Below are 20,111 nucleotides of genomic sequence, written 5' to 3'. Positions count from 1 at the left end.
GAGCAAACTTGTAATGCTCACATGATTATATTTTTCTTGAGCCTAGGCCACATAAGGCCTAGGCTTGAAAACCAGTGCTTAACTTATCATACCGTTTAGATTTGAAAAGCCCTAAAAAGCACTTTTTTTACGTTTTTTACTGCTTTTTCTCTGTTTCGACTGAAAAACTCTCAACAGGATGTACCAAAGCAAGTTTTAACACCTCATCAATCCATGTAACTGGGTGAATATCAAGACCTGCCAGTACGTTATCTGGGATCTCTTTTAAGTCACGTTCGTTAATTTTTGGAATAATAACGGTTTTTATTCCACCACGGTGCGCAGCTAGTAACTTCTCTTTTAAGCCACCAATAGGCAGAACTTCACCACGAAGCGTTATTTCGCCAGTCATAGCAACATCAGCTTTAACTGGATTACCTGTTAAACTCGACACCAGACCAGTCACCATGGCTGCACCAGCACTTGGGCCATCTTTTGGTGTTGCACCTTCAGGAACGTGAACATGAATGTCACGCTTTTCATAAAAATCACTGTTGATGCGAAAAGTATCAGCACGATTACGCACAACGGTCATTGCTGCTTGAATCGACTCTTGCATTACATCGCCAAGTGAACCGGTGTAAGTCAATTTACCTTTTCCCGGCACGGCTGCACATTCGATTGTCAGTAAATCACCACCAACCTCAGTCCATGCAAGACCTGTAACTTGGCCGATGCGGTCACCATCTTCTGCTTTACCATAGTCAAAACGTTGAACGCCTAAGTACTCTTCTAAATTATCTTGATTAATAGTCACCGTTTTAGTGTCTTTTTCAATCAGAATATTTTTAACAGCTTTGCGGCACAACTTAGAAATTTCTCGCTCTAGATTACGGACACCCGCTTCACGTGTGTAATAGCGAATAATGCCGATAATTGCACTATCATCTATTTCAATCTCGTTGTCTTTTAAGCCGTTGCGCTTTACTTGCTTAGTGATCAGGTGCTCTTTTGCGATATTAAGCTTTTCGTCTTCGGTGTAACCTGACAAACGAATAACTTCCATACGGTCTAAAAGAGGACCAGGGATGTTAAAACTATTCGAAGTAGCGACAAACATAACGTCTGACAAATCAAAATCTACTTCGAGATAATGATCGGCAAAATGGCTATTTTGCTCAGGATCGAGTACTTCTAACAATGCTGAAGCTGGGTCGCCGCGCATATCTGAAGACATTTTATCGATTTCATCTAATAAAAATAGTGGGTTTTTAACCCCTACTTTTGTCATATTTTGAATTAGCTTACCAGGCATAGAACCAATATACGTTCGACGATGGCCTCGGATTTCGGCTTCATCACGAACACCGCCTAACGCCATACGAATGTATTTACGGCCAGTAGAACGGGCAATCGACTGCCCAAGTGATGTTTTACCCACACCTGGAGGTCCTACAAGGCACAAAATTGGCCCTTTAAGCTTGTTAGTACGTTGTTGTACCGCTAGGTACTCTAAAATACGTTCTTTTACTTTATCAAGGCCATGATGCTCACTGTCTAATATTTTTTGTGCACCAGCTAAATCTTTTTTAACTTTTGAACGTTTTTTCCATGGCACGTTAATTAATGTATCGATGTAAGAACGCACAACCGTTGCCTCAGCGGACATTGGCGACATCATCTTAAGTTTATTAAGTTCTGTCGTGGCTTTTTCTTGTGCTTCTGATGACATACCCGATTCTTCAATGCGTTTTTTCAGCGCCTCAAACTCATCAGGAACATCATCAAGTTCACCAAGCTCTTTTTGAATGGCTTTCATTTGCTCGTTGAGGTAATACTCGCGCTGAGATTTTTCCATCTGCTTTTTAACACGGGTACGAATTTTCTTCTCAACCTGCAATAAGTCGATTTCACCTTCCATTAGGGCCATTAGGTATTCTAAACGCTCTGTCACGCTTGAAATTTCTAGCACTTTTTGTTTTTCAGGTACTTTTAAAGGCATATGCGCAGCCATTGTGTCTGCAAGTCGCGCTGGTTCATCAATACCTGATACCGAAGTGAGCACTTCTGGTGGAATTTTTTTATTGAGCTTTACATAGCCTTCAAATTGGCTAATTGCGCTTCGAATAAATACATCTTGCTCTTGTTCATCAATTAAATCTGATTCAATAAATTGAGCATCGGCAACAAAAAACTCGTCGTTATCAACGAAGTCTTTGATTTCAGCGCGCTGTGTGCCTTCTACCAATACTTTTACTGTCCCGTCAGGAAGTTTTAATAATTGAAGTACAGTTGCAATAGTACCAATGCGATAAATATCATCTTGCTCTGGTTCGTCTACAGTTGCATCTTTTTGTGCAACCAAGAAAATTTGTTTGTCTTTATCCATTGCCGCTTCAAGGCATTTTATTGATTTTTCACGGCCTACAAAAAGCGGGATCACCATGTGTGGGTACACCACAACATCGCGCAGTGCTAGCACTGGGATTTCGACTTGGTCGGTTCTCTCAAGCGTCATTATATTTCTCTTCGCACTTCATTTATTTAAAAGATTACTCAAGTATATGGGGATAACCACATTAAAGTTCAACAATTTTCCCCGACTCGTTTAAATTAATTATAAAAAAAGGAGCCCTAGGCTCCTTTTTAATGCAAATAGCTCAAAAACTATTCAGATGCTGCTTTATCTTGATTATTATTTTCATATATCAAGATTGGATCAGACTCACCTTTAATTACCGTTTCGTCAATAACTACTTTGCTGACATCATCCATAGATGGAAGTTCGTACATGGTATCTAGTAAAATACCTTCTACGATAGAGCGAAGACCACGTGCACCGGTTTTACGAACCATCGCTTTGTGAGCGATAGCAGATAAAGCATCATCACGGAACTCAAGCTCTACATCTTCCATACCAAACAACACTGAGAACTGTTTAGTAATCGCGTTTTTAGGCTCACTTAGAATCTGTACGAGTGCAGCTTCATCTAACTCTGTGAGTGTAGCAACTACAGGTAAACGGCCAATAAATTCAGGTATTAAACCGTATTTCACTAAGTCTTCAGGCTCTACGTCTTTAAACGTCTCGCTTAAAGAACGCGTTTCTGCAGACTCTTTAACACTAACGCCAAAACCAATGCCAGTATTTTTATGGCTACGTTGCTCAATTACTTTATCAAGCCCTGAAAACGCACCACCACAAATAAACAAGATTTTAGACGTATCTACTTGTAAAAATTCTTGCTGTGGGTGTTTGCGTCCACCTTGAGGAGGCACAGAAGCAATCGTACCCTCAATCAGCTTAAGTAATGCTTGTTGCACACCTTCACCCGACACATCGCGCGTGATTGATGGGTTATCTGATTTGCGAGAAATTTTGTCTATTTCATCAATGTATACAATGCCACGCTGTGCTTTTTCCACATCGTAGTCGCATTTTTGCAATAGTTTTTGGATGATATTTTCTACATCCTCGCCCACGTAACCGGCTTCGGTAAGTGTCGTTGCATCAGCCATTGTAAACGGTACGTCAAGTAAACGAGCCAGCGTCTCTGCTAGTAATGTTTTACCACTACCAGTCGGACCTATTAGCAAAATATTACTTTTACTAAGCTCAATATCTTGCTTGGTTGATTGATTACGAAGACGTTTGTAATGGTTGTAAACAGCAACAGACAATACTTTTTTCGCATGGTCTTGGCCGATAACGTAGTCGTCTAGGTGTTTTCGAATTTCTTTTGGAACAGGTAGTTTATCAGACGAGTCATGCTTAGGAGCAATATCTTTGATCTCTTCCCTGATAATATCGTTACACAACTCTACACATTCATCACAAACGTATACTGAAGGGCCTGCAATTAATTTGCGTACTTCGTGCTGGCTCTTGCCACAAAAAGAGCAGTATAACAATTTATTACTTTTGTCGCCGTCTGTAGGAGTGTCAGACATTCAGCTACCTCATCTTATTACGTTGGCCACCAAGATTTATGGTGGCTATTTCAATACGCTTAACTATAACAAAATTTATTGTTTTTCGCATAGTAACTAAAAGTGATTAACAGGTCCCCTGCTCACCAAGCGCTTACTTTTTATCGCGATTTGCAAATACTGAGTCAACTAAGCCATACTCTACAGCTTCTGAAGCGCTCATGAAGTTGTCACGATCAGTATCTTTTGAAATCACATCTAACGGCTGACCCGTGTGTTCTGCCATTAAGCGATTTAGCTTATCTTTAATAGATAGTATTTCTTTGGCGTGTATTTCAAAGTCAGACGCCTGACCTTGGAAACCACCTAAAGGTTGGTGGATCATTACACGTGAGTTAGGTAAGCAAAAACGTTTACCTTTAGCACCAGCGGTAAGCAAAAATGCCCCCATGCTCGCTGCTTGTCCTACACAAATAGTACTCACATCAGGTTTGATAAAGTTCATTGTGTCGTAAATTGCCATACCAGCAGTTACTGAGCCACCCGGTGAATTTATGTATAAGAAAATATCTTTATCAGGGTTCTCTGATTCTAAAAATAGCATTTGCGCTAAAATTAGGTTTGCCATGTTGTCTTCAACTTGGCCTGTTAAAAAAATAATACGCTCTTTTAAAAGTCGCGAATAAATATCATACGAGCGCTCACCTTTTGGTGTTTGCTCAACAACCATAGGGACCAATGCATTTAGGGGATCTGTAATACCAGTATTCATACTTATTTAATTCCTTATGCGCTTATACTTATCCTTATTATAAGGAAGCATAGTTATCGTTTTTCGCAAATTAAGAGCCAAAAACTAAAAATGGCCCGGGCACGCTGTTTAAACAGTGTAACACGAGCCATTTAATCGTTAGCGAGAGCTTAAGTCAATGACTTATTAAGCACCTTGCTGCGGATTCATGATGTCATCAAATGCTTTTTCAACGTCTGAAACATTTGCTTTAGCTAAAATAGCTTCAACAGCTTGCTCTTCCATTGCAACATTACGCATTTGTTGCATAAGTTGATCATTTGCTTTGTAGTATTCTACTACTTCAGTTGGATCTTCGTATGCAGAAGCCACTGTTGCAATTAATGCTTCAACTTTAGCATCATCAACTTTAATGTCGTTAGCTTTGATTACTTCGCCTAATAAAAGACCAGTTTTAACGCGTGTTACAGCTTGCTCATGGAACAATTCAGCTGGAAGCTCAGGCATGTTTTTAGCGTCGCCGCCAAAACGTTGAGCTGCTTGCTGACGTAATGCGTCAACTTCTTGATCAACAAGTGCTTTTGGCACTTCAATTTCGTTGTTTTCTAAAAGACCTTTGATTGCTTGGTCTTTAACGTTAGCTTTAACCGCTTGGTCAAGTTCACGCGTCATGTTCTTTTTAACTTCTTCTTTAAGCGCGTCTACGCCGCCTTCGGTAACACCGAATTTAGTTGCAAACTCTTCGCTTAATTCAGGAAGCTCTTGCGCTTCTACTTTTTTCACTGTGATAGTGAATTGAGCTGCTTTACCTTTAAGGTTTTCAGCATGGTAATCTTCAGGGAATGTTACATCTGCAACAACTTCTTCGCCTGCTTTTTTACCAACGATGTTATCTTCAAAACCCGGGATCATACGACCTTGACCAAGCTCTAATGGGAAGTCATCAGCTTTACCGCCTTCAAATACTTCACCGTCGATAGTACCTACGAAATCAACTGTTACACGGTCACTTTCGCCAGCAGCTGTATCAACTTCAGCCCATTCTGCGTGTTGCTTACGAAGAGTTTCTAGCATGTTAGCTAAATCTTCGTCAGTTACTGTTACCGCTGGTTTTTCAACAGCAATTTTGTCTAAACCTTGAACTTCAACTTCAGGGTAAACTTCAAATGTAGCTGAGAATTCTAAATCTTTACCTGCTTCAAGTGATTTAGGAGCGAATGAAGGCGCGCCAGCAGGGTTAATTTTTTCAGCAACGATTGCTTCAATGTAGTTACGTTGCATTACTTCGCCAGCAACTTCTTGACGAACTGCAGCGCCAAAACGCTTGTTGATTACAGATACAGGTACCTTACCAGCACGGAAACCATCTATACGCTGTGTTTTTGACAGTTGTTGTAGGCGTTTTTTTACTTCGGTCTCAACGTTCTCTGCAGGAACGGTGATAGTTATACGGCGCTCAAGGCCTTGGGTCGTCTCAACAGAAACTTGCATGATTTACCTCAATATTCAATTTTGGCGACTGTTCGCCTTCCTTACAAACAAAGTGATCTGCATGAGTCTTGATAAAGTTTAAGCGATTTTTCACACTTAAAAGCATCCGTCGCTACCATGAGATACCATTGCTGCTTTGCCCTTAGGGCACTATGTTAAACAATAGACGCGGCATTATAACCTAATATTTATGATAGTCGAGTATGGGGGGCAATTATTTGGGATAGATTGGGTACTACAGCACCTAACCGAGTAAAAAACAGGCTAACCGTTGTTTTCAGAGGTTTAAGTGAGTTTTATTTATAGCAATAGAAAAATAGATTTTAAAAAAATACTGAGGAGTTATAAATAAGAAAATGGTCGGCGATGCAGGATTTGAACCTGCGACCCCTTGGACCCAAACCAAGTGCGCTACCAAACTGCGCTAATCGCCGACATTGAAGGCTAAGCTTCTTTTTTCATACTGAACAATTAAACAGAGCGTTTAAAACCACTTTGAGAAAGTGGTCGGCGATGCAGGATTTGAACCTGCGACCCCTTGGACCCAAACCAAGTGCGCTACCAAACTGCGCTAATCGCCGATATTCTTGTAAATGGGGTGACTGATGGGGCTCGAACCCACGACAACCGGAATCACAATCCGGGGCTCTACCAACTGAGCTACAATCACCGCTATATTTACATGTTTTCAAATGGCGCACCCAGAAGGATTCGAACCTTCGACCGACGCCTTAGAAGGGCGTTGCTCTATCCAGCTGAGCTATGGGCGCATCGAAAACTTCATAGTTTACCAATAAGCTATTCGATTATAATTAAATTATAAAAAAATGGTCGGCGATGCAGGATTTGAACCTGCGACCCCTTGGACCCAAACCAAGTGCGCTACCAAACTGCGCTAATCGCCGTTACTTACTATTCTCTACGAGTGACCTCGTTGACAACGGGGTGCATAATAGTGATTTGACGGGGTTAGGTCAAACGTTTTTTTAAGAAAACAAATCAAGTGGTCATTTTTAGCCCACAATGGCTAAATATTATAATAGAAGACTGAAATTTAAACTATTTAATTACTCTAGTACTATATAGATCAAAAGCAACTTGGCGCTGCAATGCTTTTCTGCGAAAATGGCTTGGTAATATTAAATGAAAAATAAAGTTATTATTCTCTTTATAAGCATATGCCCCTTTTTATTATGCGTTCATTTGTAAAGTATCGGTATCTAGTTAATTAACCCCAATTAAAGGTCAACCATGACGGCAAACATCATTGATGGTAAAGCAATCGCAAAACAAGTACGTAGTACAGTTGCACAACGCGTAAGCGAACGCGTTTCTAAAGGATTACGCGCCCCCGGACTTGCAGTGGTCCTTGTCGGACTTGATCCAGCAAGCCAAGTTTATGTTGGTTCAAAGCGTAAAGCCTGTGAAGAAGTTGGTTTTATTTCAAAATCATTTGATTTACCTGCAGACACAAAAGAAGATGCTCTTTTAAGTTTAATTGATGAGCTAAATAATGATGCTGAAGTAGATGGCATTTTGGTGCAGTTACCTTTACCTGATGGACTCGATGCAGAGAAAATTTTAGAACGCATTACACCACACAAAGACGTTGATGGCTTTCACCCTTACAATATTGGCCGTTTAGCACAGCGTATGCCTGCGCTTCGTCCTTGTACGCCAAAAGGGATTATTACTTTACTCGATTCTACCGGTGTTCGTTATAAAGGCATGCATGCGGTTGTGGTTGGCGCATCAAATATTGTGGGCCGCCCTATGTCGTTAGAGCTATTACTGGCCGGTTGTACGACTACTGTGTGCCATAAGTTTACACAAGATTTAGAAACTCATGTACGACGCGCAGACCTGCTGGTTGTAGCTGTGGGCAAACCTGAATTTATCCCTGGAGATTGGGTAAAAGAAGGTGCCATTGTTATAGATGTAGGTATAAACCGTTTAGATACAGGTAAACTAGTAGGCGACGTTGAATACAGCATTGCAGAGCAAAAAGCTCACTTTATTACTCCTGTTCCTGGCGGGGTTGGCCCAATGACCGTGGCCAGCTTAATTGAAAATACATTAGAAGCATGCGAAAAATATCATAGCTGAATATAATTCAAATAAAAAAGGGTTGCCATTCGGCAACCCTTTTTTATTACAAGCGAGTAATTTTAAGCCTTACGCCACGTTGTCTTACCCGCCGAGTCTTCAAGTATTACACCTAATGCATTAAGCGCATCACGTGCTTCATCAGCAGCAGCCCAGTCTTTACTCGCACGAGCATCATTACGTTTAACAATTAAGGCTTCAATCGTTGCAACTTCATTATCATCTTGCCCGCCTTGTAAAAAAGCCTCAGGCGCTTGTTGTGCAACGCCTAGTACTTCGCCTATAGTACGTAATATAAACGCAAGTTGACCCGCCAGTGTTGCATCGCTTTCTTTTACGCGGTTTAGCTCTTTTGCCAGCTCAAATAAAACAGGTAAAGCCTCTGGAGTATTAAAATCATCATCCATTGCTTTTCTAAATTTAATAACGAACTCGTTACTCTCAAGCTCACACTCGATGGGTTTAACGTCACGTAAAGCAGTATAAATACGCTCAAGCGATGAACGCGCTTGGTCTAAGTTTTCTTGCGAGTAATTAAGTTGGCTGCGGTAATGGCCTGATATTAAAAAGTAACGAACCGACTCAGGGTCGTACTCTTTTAGCACATCGCGTACAGTAAAAAAATTATCTAACGATTTAGACATTTTTTCTTTATTTACTTGTACCATGCCGGTGTGGATCCACGTATTTACATACTCACCATTATTGGCACAGCATGACTGCGCAATTTCATTTTCATGGTGCGGAAACTGTAAATCAGAACCCCCACCATGAATATCAAAATGTTCACCTAAATGCTTTGAGCTCATAGCTGAACATTCAATGTGCCAACCTGGGCGCCCTTCTCCCCATGGAGATGACCATGAAGGCTCACCAGCTTTGGCTTTTTTCCATAAAACAAAGTCCAATGGGTCATCTTTATCTTGTGCCACTTCAACACGTGACCCTGACTGAAGCATGGTTAAATCTTGCTGAGAGAGCGCGCCGTATTGCTCAAACGTTGATACATCAAATAACACGTCACCATCAGCTGCTACATACGCATGCCCTTTAGCTATTAAACGCTCAACCATTTCAATAATTTCACCCATGTGCCCTGTCACTGTTGGTTCTACATCCGGGCGTAACATGTTTAGGCTATCAAAATCTTCATGCATGGCTTTGGTCATGCGCAGTGTTAAATCGTTTATTGACTCTTTATTTTCATTTGCACGTTTAATAATTTTGTCGTCAACGTCGGTAATATTACGCACATATTTTAAATTGTAACCAATATGGCGAAGGTAGCGAACAATGACGTCAAAGCCAACAAATGTACGCGCATGACCGATATGACAGTAATCGTAAATGGTGATACCACACACATACATGTCGATTTTACCATCGACCATAGGTTTAAATTGTTCTTTTTGTCGCGTGAGTGTGTTGTATATTTGTACCATTTAGTTGGTGTCCTTCACTATTATCAAGAAAATGTATGTTACCACTTGAAAAGCATGGGCTCTAGCGCTTTGTTAATCTTAGCTAACTAAGATAAAATAGTGCGACTATTTAAACCAGATATAGGAAAGCACATGGTTGTTCTACACACAAACTTTGGTGACATCACCATTAAAATGTTTGAGCAAGAAGCTCCAAACACAGTAAAAAACTTTTTAGAGTATGCAAACGCAGGTTTTTACAACGGTACAATTTTTCACCGTGTAATTGATGGCTTTATGGTTCAAGGTGGTGGCTTTGTTTCAGGTATGGAGCAAAAAGACGTTAACGATCCAATTCAAAACGAAGCTAACAACGGCCTGTCTAATAAAGTAGGTACTTTAGCTATGGCACGCACACCAGATCCACACTCTGCTACAGCACAGTTTTTTATTAATGTTAACAACAATGATTTTTTAAACCACAGCAGCGAAACGTCTCAAGGCTGGGGTTACTGTGTGTTTGCTGAAGTAGTTGAAGGCATGGACATTGTAGAAAAAATTAAAGGTGTAGCTACTGGTAGCAATGGTTTTCACCAAGATGTTCCTCTTGAAGACGTGATCATCGAAAGCGTTACTGTTAACTAATAGTTCGCTTACCCACATAACGTGGAGTATCAGCGGGTGTCATTGCAACATGCATGCGCCCGCTTTATTTTTATCGAAAAGATATCCCTATGACTCAAAAAACGTATTTTATTGCTGATTTACATTTAACTGAAAACAGACCTGATATTAGCGCTGCTTTTTTTAAGTTTTTAGAATCTAACATTTTGAATCAAGACGTTGATGCGCTTTACATCTTAGGTGACTTTTTTGAAGTATGGGTAGGTGATGACTACGTCACTGAACTTGCGCGCAGTGTAGCTACAAAGCTTAAAGCAATAAGTGATTCAGGTATTCCCGTCTATTTTATTCATGGTAATCGCGACTTTATCCTGCGAGAACACTATGCAAATTTAGCAGGTATGACACTGTTAGATGAGCAAACTGTTATAGACCTTTACGGCACACCCACTGTTATTTTACATGGGGATGAAATGTGTACCCAGGATATTGAGTATCAAAAATTTCGTAAAAAAAGCCGCGGTTGGTGGTGGCCAAAATTAATGCTTGCCATGCCATTATGGTACCGAAAAAAAATAGCTCGCAATGCCCGTGAAAAAAGTAAGCTTAGCCAAGCAGATAAACCGATAGAAATTTTAGACGTTGTTGATGATGCTGTCCTTTCGACATTTAAGAGGCACAAAGTTGTTAACATGATCCATGGTCATACGCACCGACCAAATATTCATACATACTCACTAAATGGACAAACGCTTACACGCACTGTTTTAGGTGACTGGTACGAACAAGGCTCCTACTTAATTGTAACACCTCAAGAACAAAGGCTAATAAACACACCATTTAAATGAGCTATATAAAGCCATTTTTAGAGCCTCAATCCATAAGTGTAGTCCCTTTAAGGCCCTATATAGCATTTAAATAATACGTTAAAAATTGAATGTGGGTACTCACTTAATTTTTAGGCAACGTAATTGTAAATCGAGTTTTAAATTTATCCTCCCATTGAGGATCAGACTCTAAAACCAATTGCCCTTTTAAAATTTTAGTGACCCATTGAGAAACCATATAAAGCCCAAGCCCTATGTTCCCTTTACCGCGCGCTGATGTATGAAAGGGCTCAAAAATAACAGATTGCTGCTGCTGATTAATCCCGCATCCGCTGTCTGATACTATAATATTTACATCTCCCTTATCACTTTCCTCAACCTTAATTTCAATCTCACCAGATTGATTCTCTTCAAAAGCGTGGTTAAGCGCATTCATTATAAGGTTTTCAATAACCTGTGAAATAATCCCAGGGCGACTTTTAAGCGTGCAGTTATCATTAAATAGGGTTTTAATTTTAACCTTTGAAGTTTTTAATCGAGAGTTCAGCGTAATCAACAAATCTTTTATTATTGTTTCAACATTGCATTCAATAAATTCTTCATTGTTTCTATCAATAGCCATTTTTTTAAAGCTTTTTACAAGTACAGCAGCTTTATCTAGGTTTACCCTGGCTAAGCCTAAATTATCATCTAAGCTTGATACGCTGTTCTCTAGTAGAGACTTTGTTAAGCCAGTTTTTATACCTTCATTGAGGCGGCTCACCACCGACTCTGCGTTAGTAACAGAAATAATAGCACCGCCAATAGGCGTATTCATCTCATGAGCTACACCCGCAACAAGCATGCCTAATGAAGATAATTTTTGCGCTTCAACAAAGCTATCCTGCAAAAGTTGCTGCTGCCTAATGGTATTTGAAAGTTGATTATTGACAGAATCCAGCTCCAACTTTTCAGCGCGTAACTGGTCAAATAAATCTTTTAGCGTTTTTGTATAGCAATATTCTCTATATAAAATAAAGCCACCAATGAATAAAAGAATAATACCGCCAATACCAGCATAACCTAGCGCCGTAAAGTGTATTTTATTCATCAACTTATCTTTACTTTTGATGTAAATATAAATGACTTCATTAAGGGTTTCATTATGCCTTTTTGAAAAAAGTGCGGGCAGCTTGTCTAACGAATAAATGTTTGAATCAAAATATCTTACTGTATTTTCTTGTTGGTTTTGCATAGACTCCCAGAGTGATGGGTTATAATTAGCAATTGTTAGCTCTGGCAATCCAAGCATAAACCCCCACTCTTTAGACTTATCATTGTTAAAAATCCAATACCCATCTTTGTTTACAATATTAATTTGAGCGTTTTCAGAAGAGTAATTTCTAATTTTCTGAAAAAAGTCAGATAAGTTAAAATTAATTATAATGAGGCCATCAACTATAAATTCGCTTGAGCTGGTTCGATAAGTAACTCTAATGGTGGGTTCGTAGGGCTCAACTATTGAACCATACTCCATATTTAAATCAATTCTTGATAAAAACGAATCAGGTGCCTCTATCGATATACCTTGCCTAAAATAATAGCGCGATATTTTGTTTTGTAATTCACTTTGCTCAATTACTTTAGCTTCTCCATCTTTGAAGTCGACCCTAAAGCGTTCGTTTCCTACAATATCAATCCACCGAATTTGCGAAATGATAGGCGATAATAACCCAAAATTAACGAAGTAATCATTTATGCTTCGTATGGATTCTCGGTCTCTAAACATATACCTGAGCTTATTGCCCCTTTTTAGGTTTTTGTTGTCTGCTAAAACTTGTGTTAGTTTTTTTATACTACTTAGCTCTTTTACAAACTCTGTCTGCACTAGAGATAGTTTGTCGTCTTGATAATCTTGAACAAGCGCAAGCCTTGATTGGTAAATTTGCCAATATACTAAAAAACTAATAACGCCAGCAGCAACCATAATAAACAATGCTTTAATATATAGCTGTTTATTATTTAAACTAACAGAAAGTCTATGATCAAACTTTTCCATGTTGCTTTAACCATGTTGTTAAATCGTCAAAAAACAGTGGTTTTGAAAAGTAATAACCTTGGGCTACATCACAACCTATTTTTTTAACCCATTCACACTGCTCTAGTGTTTCTACACCTTCAACAATAATCGAAAAATCAAATCGTTTGGCTAAGTTTACAATCATTTCTAGGATGTATTGGTTATTAGCATTGCGCTCAATATCAGTTAAAAAACATCTATCTATTTTTAAAATATTTGCAGGTATCTCAGTTATGTGTGAAATAGATGAATAACCTGTTCCAAAGTCATCAATGCTTACTTTAATACCCAGCGCCATAAATTTATCTAACGACTCTCTAATTAAATCGTAATTACTGATCGCTTGAGTTTCAGTAATCTCTAGCTCAAGCATTTCTGGAGGTATATTGGCATCTTTTAACTTATGAAGAATTTTTTTACAGTAGTCCGGGTCAACTAAATCAAAGGCAGATGCATTAAAAGCAATTGGCAGATTTACGCCTATATCACTTAACTTATGAATGGTCGAAATTATCTTATCGAAAATAACGCTGTCTAATTCACTAATTAAACCAGCTGTTTCAGCAAGTTCAATAAATATCTCTGGGCTTACAAAACTTCCGTCTTCTAATTGCCAACGAGCCAATGCTTCAAAGCCCACAGGGGTTAATGTTGCTAAGTCCATTTTCGGCTGTAAGGCTACTTGTAACGTACTAGCACCAATTACTCTTCTTAATCGGGCCATTAAACTATATCGGTTAGTTAATGCTTCTGTTTTTTCTTGGGTATGCTTGATGTATTTTAACGATGCATTATGGCTATCACTTAAGCTAGACTCAGCAATACTTATTATTTTTTCGGGTACAATATTTAAAACAGAACTTAGCGCTAAATCAAGAATTCTCAAATCAGCATATTGCTTTACAGAGGTAATTATACATTTTTGCCTTATTAGGCTAGCTATCATTTCGTCAGTTATATCGAAGTTTGCGTTTATAAGTAATCCAAAGCTGCTGTTATTAATAATGGCAATACGCGCTGAATAACCATCAAAAATAGTCATTAAATTTTTATAAACTTCTTTTAATAGCTTTTGACAAAAATCGTGGCCAAACGAAAAAGCTTTTTCTTCAAATTGCTCAACTTCAAAAACTAATAAACGTGTTTGATACTGCTCGTGGAGGTTCATATTTTTTATTTCACGAGTGAGCCAGTTACGATTGTGCATGTTTAACGACACATCGGTATATGCAAGTTCAGTAAGCTTGTTAAGCAGTGCTATATTACTAAAGCCTGTGCTTACATTTTCACTGAATACTTTTAATAAATATTCATTTTGCTCTGATATTTCATTGTCCGATTGAACAATCGTTATATAGCTTTCCCCAGCTATTTCTTTGTTACAAAAATAAAATACCGTGTGGTGTTCAGAAAAAACGTGCCTTTTTTCATCTAAAGCTCGCTCAAAATCACTGTAGATTTGTGGAAGCAAAACCCTATCGTCAATAAGCTTTCCCTCATACCCATCAAAACAACCATTAGCTGTCGAAATATGCGCTCTGATAATTTCGCCATCACTTTGGGTAGAGCACATAATCCCCCCTCCCTCGGTGACGTTTAAAATATTACTGATTTCTTCTAAAACAGCTTTAGAGAAAGATCCCATATCGTGTTTACTATTTATGCTTCTTGAAGCATCTAAAACAAGTTGAAGACCTTTTCTGGCTGAAGATATTTGTGAAATGTATTTCCAGGTGCGTAAGTTGCTTGTAACAATGGATTGTAATTTTTCAGCAGAGACGTCTGACTTATTCCAATACTCGTCTATATCAAGCGTTTTCATTATTTGCTGTTCGGGAGCAAAACCTGGTTGACCTGTAAGTAAAACAATACGCATGTCTGCGTTACCAATCACCTCTCTTATAGTACTTACAAGCCTGAGACCTGAGTCATCATCTTCCATTACAACATCTATAAAAGTGAGTGCTATATCTGGATGCAAACTAAGCACTAAAGCTGCTTGTGAAACCGAGTTAGCTGTGAGAACTTCTATTTCACAATTATCCTCTGGTCTCATTTCTTTTAAGCTGTTGGTTAAAGCCTGCTGATAATTTATATCGTCCTCAACAGTGAGCACTTTTATTTTTTTTATTGTTGAGCTGTCTTCTTCAAGCTCCTCATCAAATACAAACAGACTGTTGTTATCGGACATCCTACACCGCCTATATAAAAAATATACAACTAAATTTAATAGATATAGTTCATAAATTTGTATGTAACTATTTACTATATATAGTAGAAGGCGATTTAAGTTTGGTCTAATTTTTAGTGCTTTATCTCATCAGTTATGCAAAAAATAAAGCACTGGGGGGATTATGCTGGAGTACCACTATGAAATTTGAAGTCTTCATCTGCTGATACAATAAGTTCAGCTTCAATTTCACCAAATTCCTTAACCCTTTTCGAAATATCAAAATCGGCAATATCTTGCGCCAAGGCTAGATAATCTTGATAATGACGTGCCTCTGAGCGCAGTAGCGAAATATAAAAATCACCTAGGCGTTTATCTACATGGGGCGCCAACTTTGCAAAACGCTCACACGAGCGTGCCTCAATGTAAGCACCTACAATTAATTTGTCGACAAGTGCATTTGGCTCGAATGTTTTAACATTTCGTAACATCCCTTTAGCGTAACGACATGGTGTAATACTTTGGTACTCTACACCATACTCATCCATTATTTCTAAAACTTGGTAAAAGTGATGTAACTCTTCTTTTATGAGCAACACCATTTTATCAATTAAGTCTTGCCCGTAAGGAGAGTTAGACTTGGGAATGATTGATTTAGTGAGCTTGTTTTTTGCTGCTAAATCACGCCAGTTACCTTCACGTTTATAAATAAGTGTTTCGAATGGTTTAAGCCAGGCTAAAAGTGCATCACCGCTTTCTTTATCTACTGCATACTTACGAATTAAAAACATTGCTGACTGAGCTGCTTTTAACTCACAAATTAAGTGATCTATTAAAATAACTGACAGATTTTCTTTTTTGATTGCTTTATCTACCCACTGAGTCGGTGTTTTGCACAATAAAAAGTCATGAATAGGCTCTAACAGCTGGCTATGTGACACGTTTGATACTCGTTGCTAATTAAAATTAAAGAACCTGTATTTTAACACGAATTCACGGTTTGATTAAATCAAAGCCAGCTTCATTTATTTGTTAAAAATTAGTTAACTTGACTTTGTACACTATGTGGCCCATAACTGTAAATGAACTGTATAAAAAACACACCGTAACAAAAACAATAATACCTTCCTAAACGGAGTACACACTATGATATTAAACCACCTATGGGGCTTATACGCTCACCCACTTGAAGAGTGGCAAACAATTGATAACCGACACGAAAGCTTGACCTACAGCTTGTCACATATTTTACTCATTGCTTTGTTTCCATCAACAATGGGGTATTACTCGTCTGTTTACTTGGGCTGGAGCATTGGCACTGGTGGTCTAGTATTTTTAACACATGAGAGCGCGCTGTTAATAGCTATAGCCATGTATGTAGCTTTAATTATAGGTGTATTTGCACTTGCCTATTTGGCCCATTGGATGGCCGTTACTTTTGGCTCTAAACCCACCTTTACTCAAACGCTTGAACTAGCGGCTTACACAGCAACACCGGTATTTATGTCTGCGCTTGCCGCTTTTTGGCCTGTGCTTTGGTTTGTTGTATGTGCTGGTATTGTTGCACTAGCCTACTCGGTTTATTTACTTTATACCGGAGTACCTATACTCATGCACATACCTGAAGAACGTGGTTTTATTTATGCAAGCTCGGTCGTTACTTGTGGGCTTATCCTACTAGTCATCATATTAGCTGCCACTGCGATTCTTTGGACAAATGGCATTGTAAGCCCCATGTTCACATAATAAATTTTAAGTAACTCGATTAAGTAATATTCAACCAACAAAAAAGGAGCTAATTAGCTCCTTTTCTAAAATAAAAAATACTCGAAAGTATTAATCAGTCTCGTTTTCTTCTTGGTTATGTATCTCTAACCCTGATGACATCGCTGTTTCGCGTGTGCTTTTAGCTGTATCGTTTCTCAGTTTATCTATTCGGTTTAAATAGTTTTGATCTATATCACCTGTTATATATTGCCCGTCAAACACAGAAGTTTCAAATTGAGTTATTTCTGGATTTTCTTGGCTTACAGCGGCCATTAGATCTGTTAATGACTGAAAAATCAATCCGTCAGAACCAATACTTGCGTTTATATCTTCAACCTCACGGCCATGCGCAATAAGTTCAGCTGCCGATGGCATATCTATACCATAAACATTTGGAAAGCGTATTTCAGGAGCTGCTGAGGCAAAATATACATTTTTAGCACCAGACTCTCGCGCCATTTCCACAATTTGCGCTGATGTGGTACCGCGCACTATTGAATCGTCAACAAGTAATACATTCTTACCTTTAAATTCACGATCAATTGCGTTTAGCTTTTGACGCACTGACTTTTTACGCATTTCTTGACCAGGCATAATAAACGTACGGCCAATGTAACGGTTTTTAACAAAGCCTTGGCGGTACGGTAAATCAAGTACACGAGCAATTTCAAGCGCGACGTCACACGAAGTTTCTGGAATAGGAATGACAACATCAATGTCTTTATCTGCCCACTCACGTGCTATTTTTTCACCCAGTTTGGTACCCATGTTTACGCGTGTTGCATAAACCGACATTCTGTCTATTGTTGAGTCTGGACGAGCAAAATAAACAAATTCAAAAATACAAGGCGAGTAAGACACTTTATCTGCACAATTTAATGAGTGAAACTGTCCATCTTCCGTCACAAAAATAGCTTCACCTGGGGCTACATCGCGAATAAACTCAAAGCCATCAGGTTTTAGTGCCACACTTTCTGAGGCAAACATGTACTCTGTGCCTTTTTCAGTCTCGCGTTTACCAAAAACAAGAGGGCGAATACCGTTAGGATCACGAAACGCTACAACGCCGTGACCGATAATCATAGCAATGGCTGCATAGCCACCCGTTACTTTTTTGTTTACCTCAGCAACAGCTGTGAACACATCTTCAGGGTCTAGGTGCAACTTGTCTGAGCGACTAAGCTCATGTGCCATAATATTCAGCAATATCTCAGAATCAGACGTTGTATTAACATGTCGACGTGCTTCTGAAAATAACTGTTCTTTTAGTTCTTCAGCATTTGTAAGGTTTCCATTATGCGCAAGGGCGATACCAAATGGTGAGTTTACATAAAAAGGCTGTGCCTCAGATGAACTAGAAGAGCCTGCTGTTGGATAACGTACATGGCCAATACCAATGGTACCTTGTAGTCGCTTCATGTGACGTGTGTGAAATACATCTTTCACTAGGCCGTTTGCTTTACGTAAGCTAAACGTATTATTTTCAATGGTAATTATTCCCGCGGCGTCTTGCCCACGATGCTGCAAAACAGTTAAGCCATCATATATCGCCTGATTCACAGGAGACGTTCCGACTATTCCAACGATACCACACATGTAATTTATCCTCGCCGATTAACGGTTTACTGAATTTAAAAAGCTGGAGTTGTTTTCGAGGTACGAAAAAAACCATTCAACAACAAAGCCAAATTCTGGAATCAAAATAGAATTACCCCACCAGTGCGTATTAGGTGCACCAGTAAAAGCATCAAGAAAGAAGAGTAACGCGCTCACGACCAACACGCCTCGTAGAGCACCAAACACTATGCCAAAGACACGGTCAGTACCCGATAAGCCAGTACGAAGTACAAGCTGACCTAAAATATAGTTTAGTAAACCGCCTAACAGGAGCGTCGCAAAGAAGAGTATGGCAATGGCCGCCGCATTTCTTAAAAGGGGTTCAGAAATGCTTGTTAGGAAGGAAGCTAAATATTGGTAAAATAAACTTGAGATGATAAACGCGCCTGCCCATACCGCTAATGACATAGCTTCTTTTACAAAGCCGCGTATTAAACCGATGATGGTAGACAGTGCAATGATGCCAAGAATGGCGTAATCAACCCAGATCATAATAACCAATTAGTCGCTATTTTGGGGCGCATTCTATACCCAAACATCCTCAGTATGCAAGTTTAAACGGGAGATAACCGCAGCCATCCTGAAACATTTAATTAACATTTTGACAGTTAATAAATTGGCCTAAGTAATTGTGTAACATCAAAGAAAAAGGCCCTATTGTTTAAGGCCTTTTTAATTAGTTAGTTACTTCGTATTGGGTTATTTTACCGTTAAGCTTAGTAAGCTTTTTAAGTTCTGGTAATTGCTTTTCCAACTCAGTTTTATCAAGTGACGGACCAACAAATACTTTTGTTAGCGTTCCGTTAGGTGTTTTTATAGGTTTAGTAAACGTATTAAACCCTTTTGAAGTTAATTTAGCCTGTAATGCTTTAACATTTGCAGCATGAGAAAAACTACCTAACTGCACCACATAGGCCATATCAGTTAGGTTTTCATCACTTTTACGCGGCGTAATAGGCTTAGGTGCCTCTTTAACTACTTTTTCGGGAACCTTAGTCTCTTCTTTCGCTTTAGCAACTTGCGGTTCAGCAATATCAGTTTTTGTAGCTTTAGGTATAACTGACGCTTCAACTATTTTCTCTTCGCTAGCAAAGTTACTTTGTGCAATAGTATCGTCTTGCTCTAAAACGTCATCATCAGGAGAAATATCTTCAATGTTATCTTGCTTTAACGGTTCAGCTATAGCTACTTGATCATTAATTGAGTCTTGCAAGTCAATCGTTTTGAACTCAGGTCGCTCTGGGATCGCTTTAAAGCCTTCCTTGTAATGCACTTTTTCGCCATCAAGTATGTTTGGGATAAACACAATCGCTGCGATCACCACAATACTTGTTCCAACTAAGCGATTTATAAAACTTGAGTTCACCGA

At 39.0% G+C, this 20,111-nt stretch carries 15 protein-coding genes and 5 tRNA genes; 4 read left to right on the top strand and 16 right to left on the bottom strand.

Annotation, left to right across the window (positions count from 1 at the left end):
- Positions 1-136 precede the first annotated feature (136 nt).
- From lon to AC27JL_RS14620, 9 genes are all read right to left on the bottom strand, one after another.
- Positions 137-2,497, bottom strand: coding sequence for an endopeptidase La (gene lon, locus AC27JL_RS14660; protein ID WP_008126626.1), 2,361 nt, complete (start codon positions 2,495-2,497; stop codon positions 137-139).
- 149 nt (positions 2,498-2,646) lie between these two features.
- Positions 2,647-3,930: an ATP-dependent protease ATP-binding subunit ClpX gene (gene clpX, locus AC27JL_RS14655; RefSeq protein WP_006794855.1), complete on the bottom strand. Its 1,284-nt coding sequence runs from the start codon at positions 3,928-3,930 to the stop codon at positions 2,647-2,649.
- Between the two features lie 133 nt (positions 3,931-4,063).
- Positions 4,064-4,681, bottom strand: coding sequence for an ATP-dependent Clp endopeptidase proteolytic subunit ClpP (gene clpP, locus AC27JL_RS14650; RefSeq protein WP_008126622.1), 618 nt, complete (start codon positions 4,679-4,681; stop codon positions 4,064-4,066).
- Positions 4,682-4,846: 165 nt separating this feature from the next.
- Entirely contained in the window at positions 4,847-6,151 is a 1,305-nt protein-coding gene (gene tig, locus AC27JL_RS14645; RefSeq protein ID WP_008126620.1) for a trigger factor, read from the bottom strand.
- A gap of 357 nt (positions 6,152-6,508) precedes the next feature.
- A tRNA-Pro gene (locus tag AC27JL_RS14640) sits at positions 6,509-6,585 on the bottom strand.
- A 70-nt stretch (positions 6,586-6,655) separates the two neighbouring features.
- Positions 6,656-6,732: transfer RNA gene (locus AC27JL_RS14635), tRNA-Pro, on the bottom strand.
- A 13-nt stretch (positions 6,733-6,745) separates the two neighbouring features.
- Positions 6,746-6,821, bottom strand: a tRNA-His gene (locus tag AC27JL_RS14630).
- A gap of 23 nt (positions 6,822-6,844) precedes the next feature.
- Positions 6,845-6,921, bottom strand: a tRNA-Arg gene (locus tag AC27JL_RS14625).
- Positions 6,922-6,979: 58 nt separating this feature from the next.
- A tRNA-Pro gene (locus AC27JL_RS14620) sits at positions 6,980-7,056 on the bottom strand.
- Positions 7,057-7,402: 346 nt separating this feature from the next.
- Here AC27JL_RS14620 and folD point away from each other — a divergent pair.
- Positions 7,403-8,257 (top strand): bifunctional methylenetetrahydrofolate dehydrogenase/methenyltetrahydrofolate cyclohydrolase FolD, encoded by an 855-nt coding sequence (folD, locus tag AC27JL_RS14615; protein WP_008127813.1) that lies wholly within the window; start codon positions 7,403-7,405, stop codon positions 8,255-8,257.
- Between the two features lie 62 nt (positions 8,258-8,319).
- Here the strand turns inward: folD and cysS are convergent, their stop codons facing one another.
- On the bottom strand, positions 8,320-9,699 hold the full coding sequence (cysS, locus tag AC27JL_RS14610; RefSeq protein WP_487195923.1) for a cysteine--tRNA ligase: 1,380 nt from the start codon (positions 9,697-9,699) through the stop codon (positions 8,320-8,322).
- A gap of 132 nt (positions 9,700-9,831) precedes the next feature.
- On the opposite strand from cysS, the gene AC27JL_RS14605 reads away from it, so the two are divergent.
- Positions 9,832-10,323: a peptidylprolyl isomerase gene (locus AC27JL_RS14605; protein ID WP_008128620.1), complete on the top strand. Its 492-nt coding sequence runs from the start codon at positions 9,832-9,834 to the stop codon at positions 10,321-10,323.
- A gap of 89 nt (positions 10,324-10,412) precedes the next feature.
- The gene (locus AC27JL_RS14600) at positions 10,413-11,150 is read left to right on the top strand and encodes a UDP-2,3-diacylglucosamine diphosphatase (RefSeq protein WP_010557193.1); all 738 of its coding nucleotides are present in this window, start codon (positions 10,413-10,415) and stop codon (positions 11,148-11,150) included.
- Positions 11,151-11,253: 103 nt separating this feature from the next.
- Here the strand turns inward: AC27JL_RS14600 and AC27JL_RS14595 are convergent, their stop codons facing one another.
- The 3 genes from AC27JL_RS14595 to miaE form a co-directional block, all read right to left on the bottom strand.
- Positions 11,254-13,167 carry a sensor histidine kinase gene (locus AC27JL_RS14595; protein ID WP_487195922.1) on the bottom strand — a complete coding sequence of 638 codons (1,914 nt, stop codon included), beginning with the start codon at positions 13,165-13,167 and terminating at the stop codon, positions 11,254-11,256.
- A complete protein-coding gene (locus tag AC27JL_RS14590) occupies positions 13,154-15,379 on the bottom strand; it encodes an EAL domain-containing protein (protein WP_487195921.1) in 2,226 nt (741 codons plus the stop codon). Before AC27JL_RS14590 ends, AC27JL_RS14595 begins: the two co-directional genes overlap by 14 nt.
- Before the next feature lie 161 nt (positions 15,380-15,540).
- The gene (miaE, locus tag AC27JL_RS14585; protein ID WP_487195920.1) at positions 15,541-16,299 is read right to left on the bottom strand and encodes a tRNA isopentenyl-2-thiomethyl-A-37 hydroxylase MiaE; all 759 of its coding nucleotides are present in this window, start codon (positions 16,297-16,299) and stop codon (positions 15,541-15,543) included.
- A gap of 205 nt (positions 16,300-16,504) precedes the next feature.
- On the opposite strand from miaE, the gene AC27JL_RS14580 reads away from it, so the two are divergent.
- Complete coding sequence (locus AC27JL_RS14580) at positions 16,505-17,104, top strand: Yip1 family protein (RefSeq protein WP_008128633.1); 600 nt, start codon at positions 16,505-16,507, stop codon at positions 17,102-17,104.
- 90 nt (positions 17,105-17,194) lie between these two features.
- Here the strand turns inward: AC27JL_RS14580 and purF are convergent, their stop codons facing one another.
- The 3 genes from purF to AC27JL_RS14565 form a co-directional block, all read right to left on the bottom strand.
- Positions 17,195-18,721: an amidophosphoribosyltransferase gene (purF, locus tag AC27JL_RS14575; protein ID WP_010557197.1), complete on the bottom strand. Its 1,527-nt coding sequence runs from the start codon at positions 18,719-18,721 to the stop codon at positions 17,195-17,197.
- A gap of 18 nt (positions 18,722-18,739) precedes the next feature.
- On the bottom strand, positions 18,740-19,234 hold the full coding sequence (locus AC27JL_RS14570; RefSeq protein ID WP_006793890.1) for a CvpA family protein: 495 nt from the start codon (positions 19,232-19,234) through the stop codon (positions 18,740-18,742).
- A gap of 184 nt (positions 19,235-19,418) precedes the next feature.
- Entirely contained in the window at positions 19,419-20,108 is a 690-nt protein-coding gene (locus AC27JL_RS14565) for an SPOR domain-containing protein (RefSeq protein WP_243531215.1), read from the bottom strand.
- Between the last annotated feature and the right edge of the window lie 3 nt (positions 20,109-20,111).

It is taken from the genome of Pseudoalteromonas sp. 4NS20-0020, assembly GCF_057554385.1.
This window is presented reverse-complemented; position numbering and strand designations above follow the sequence as displayed.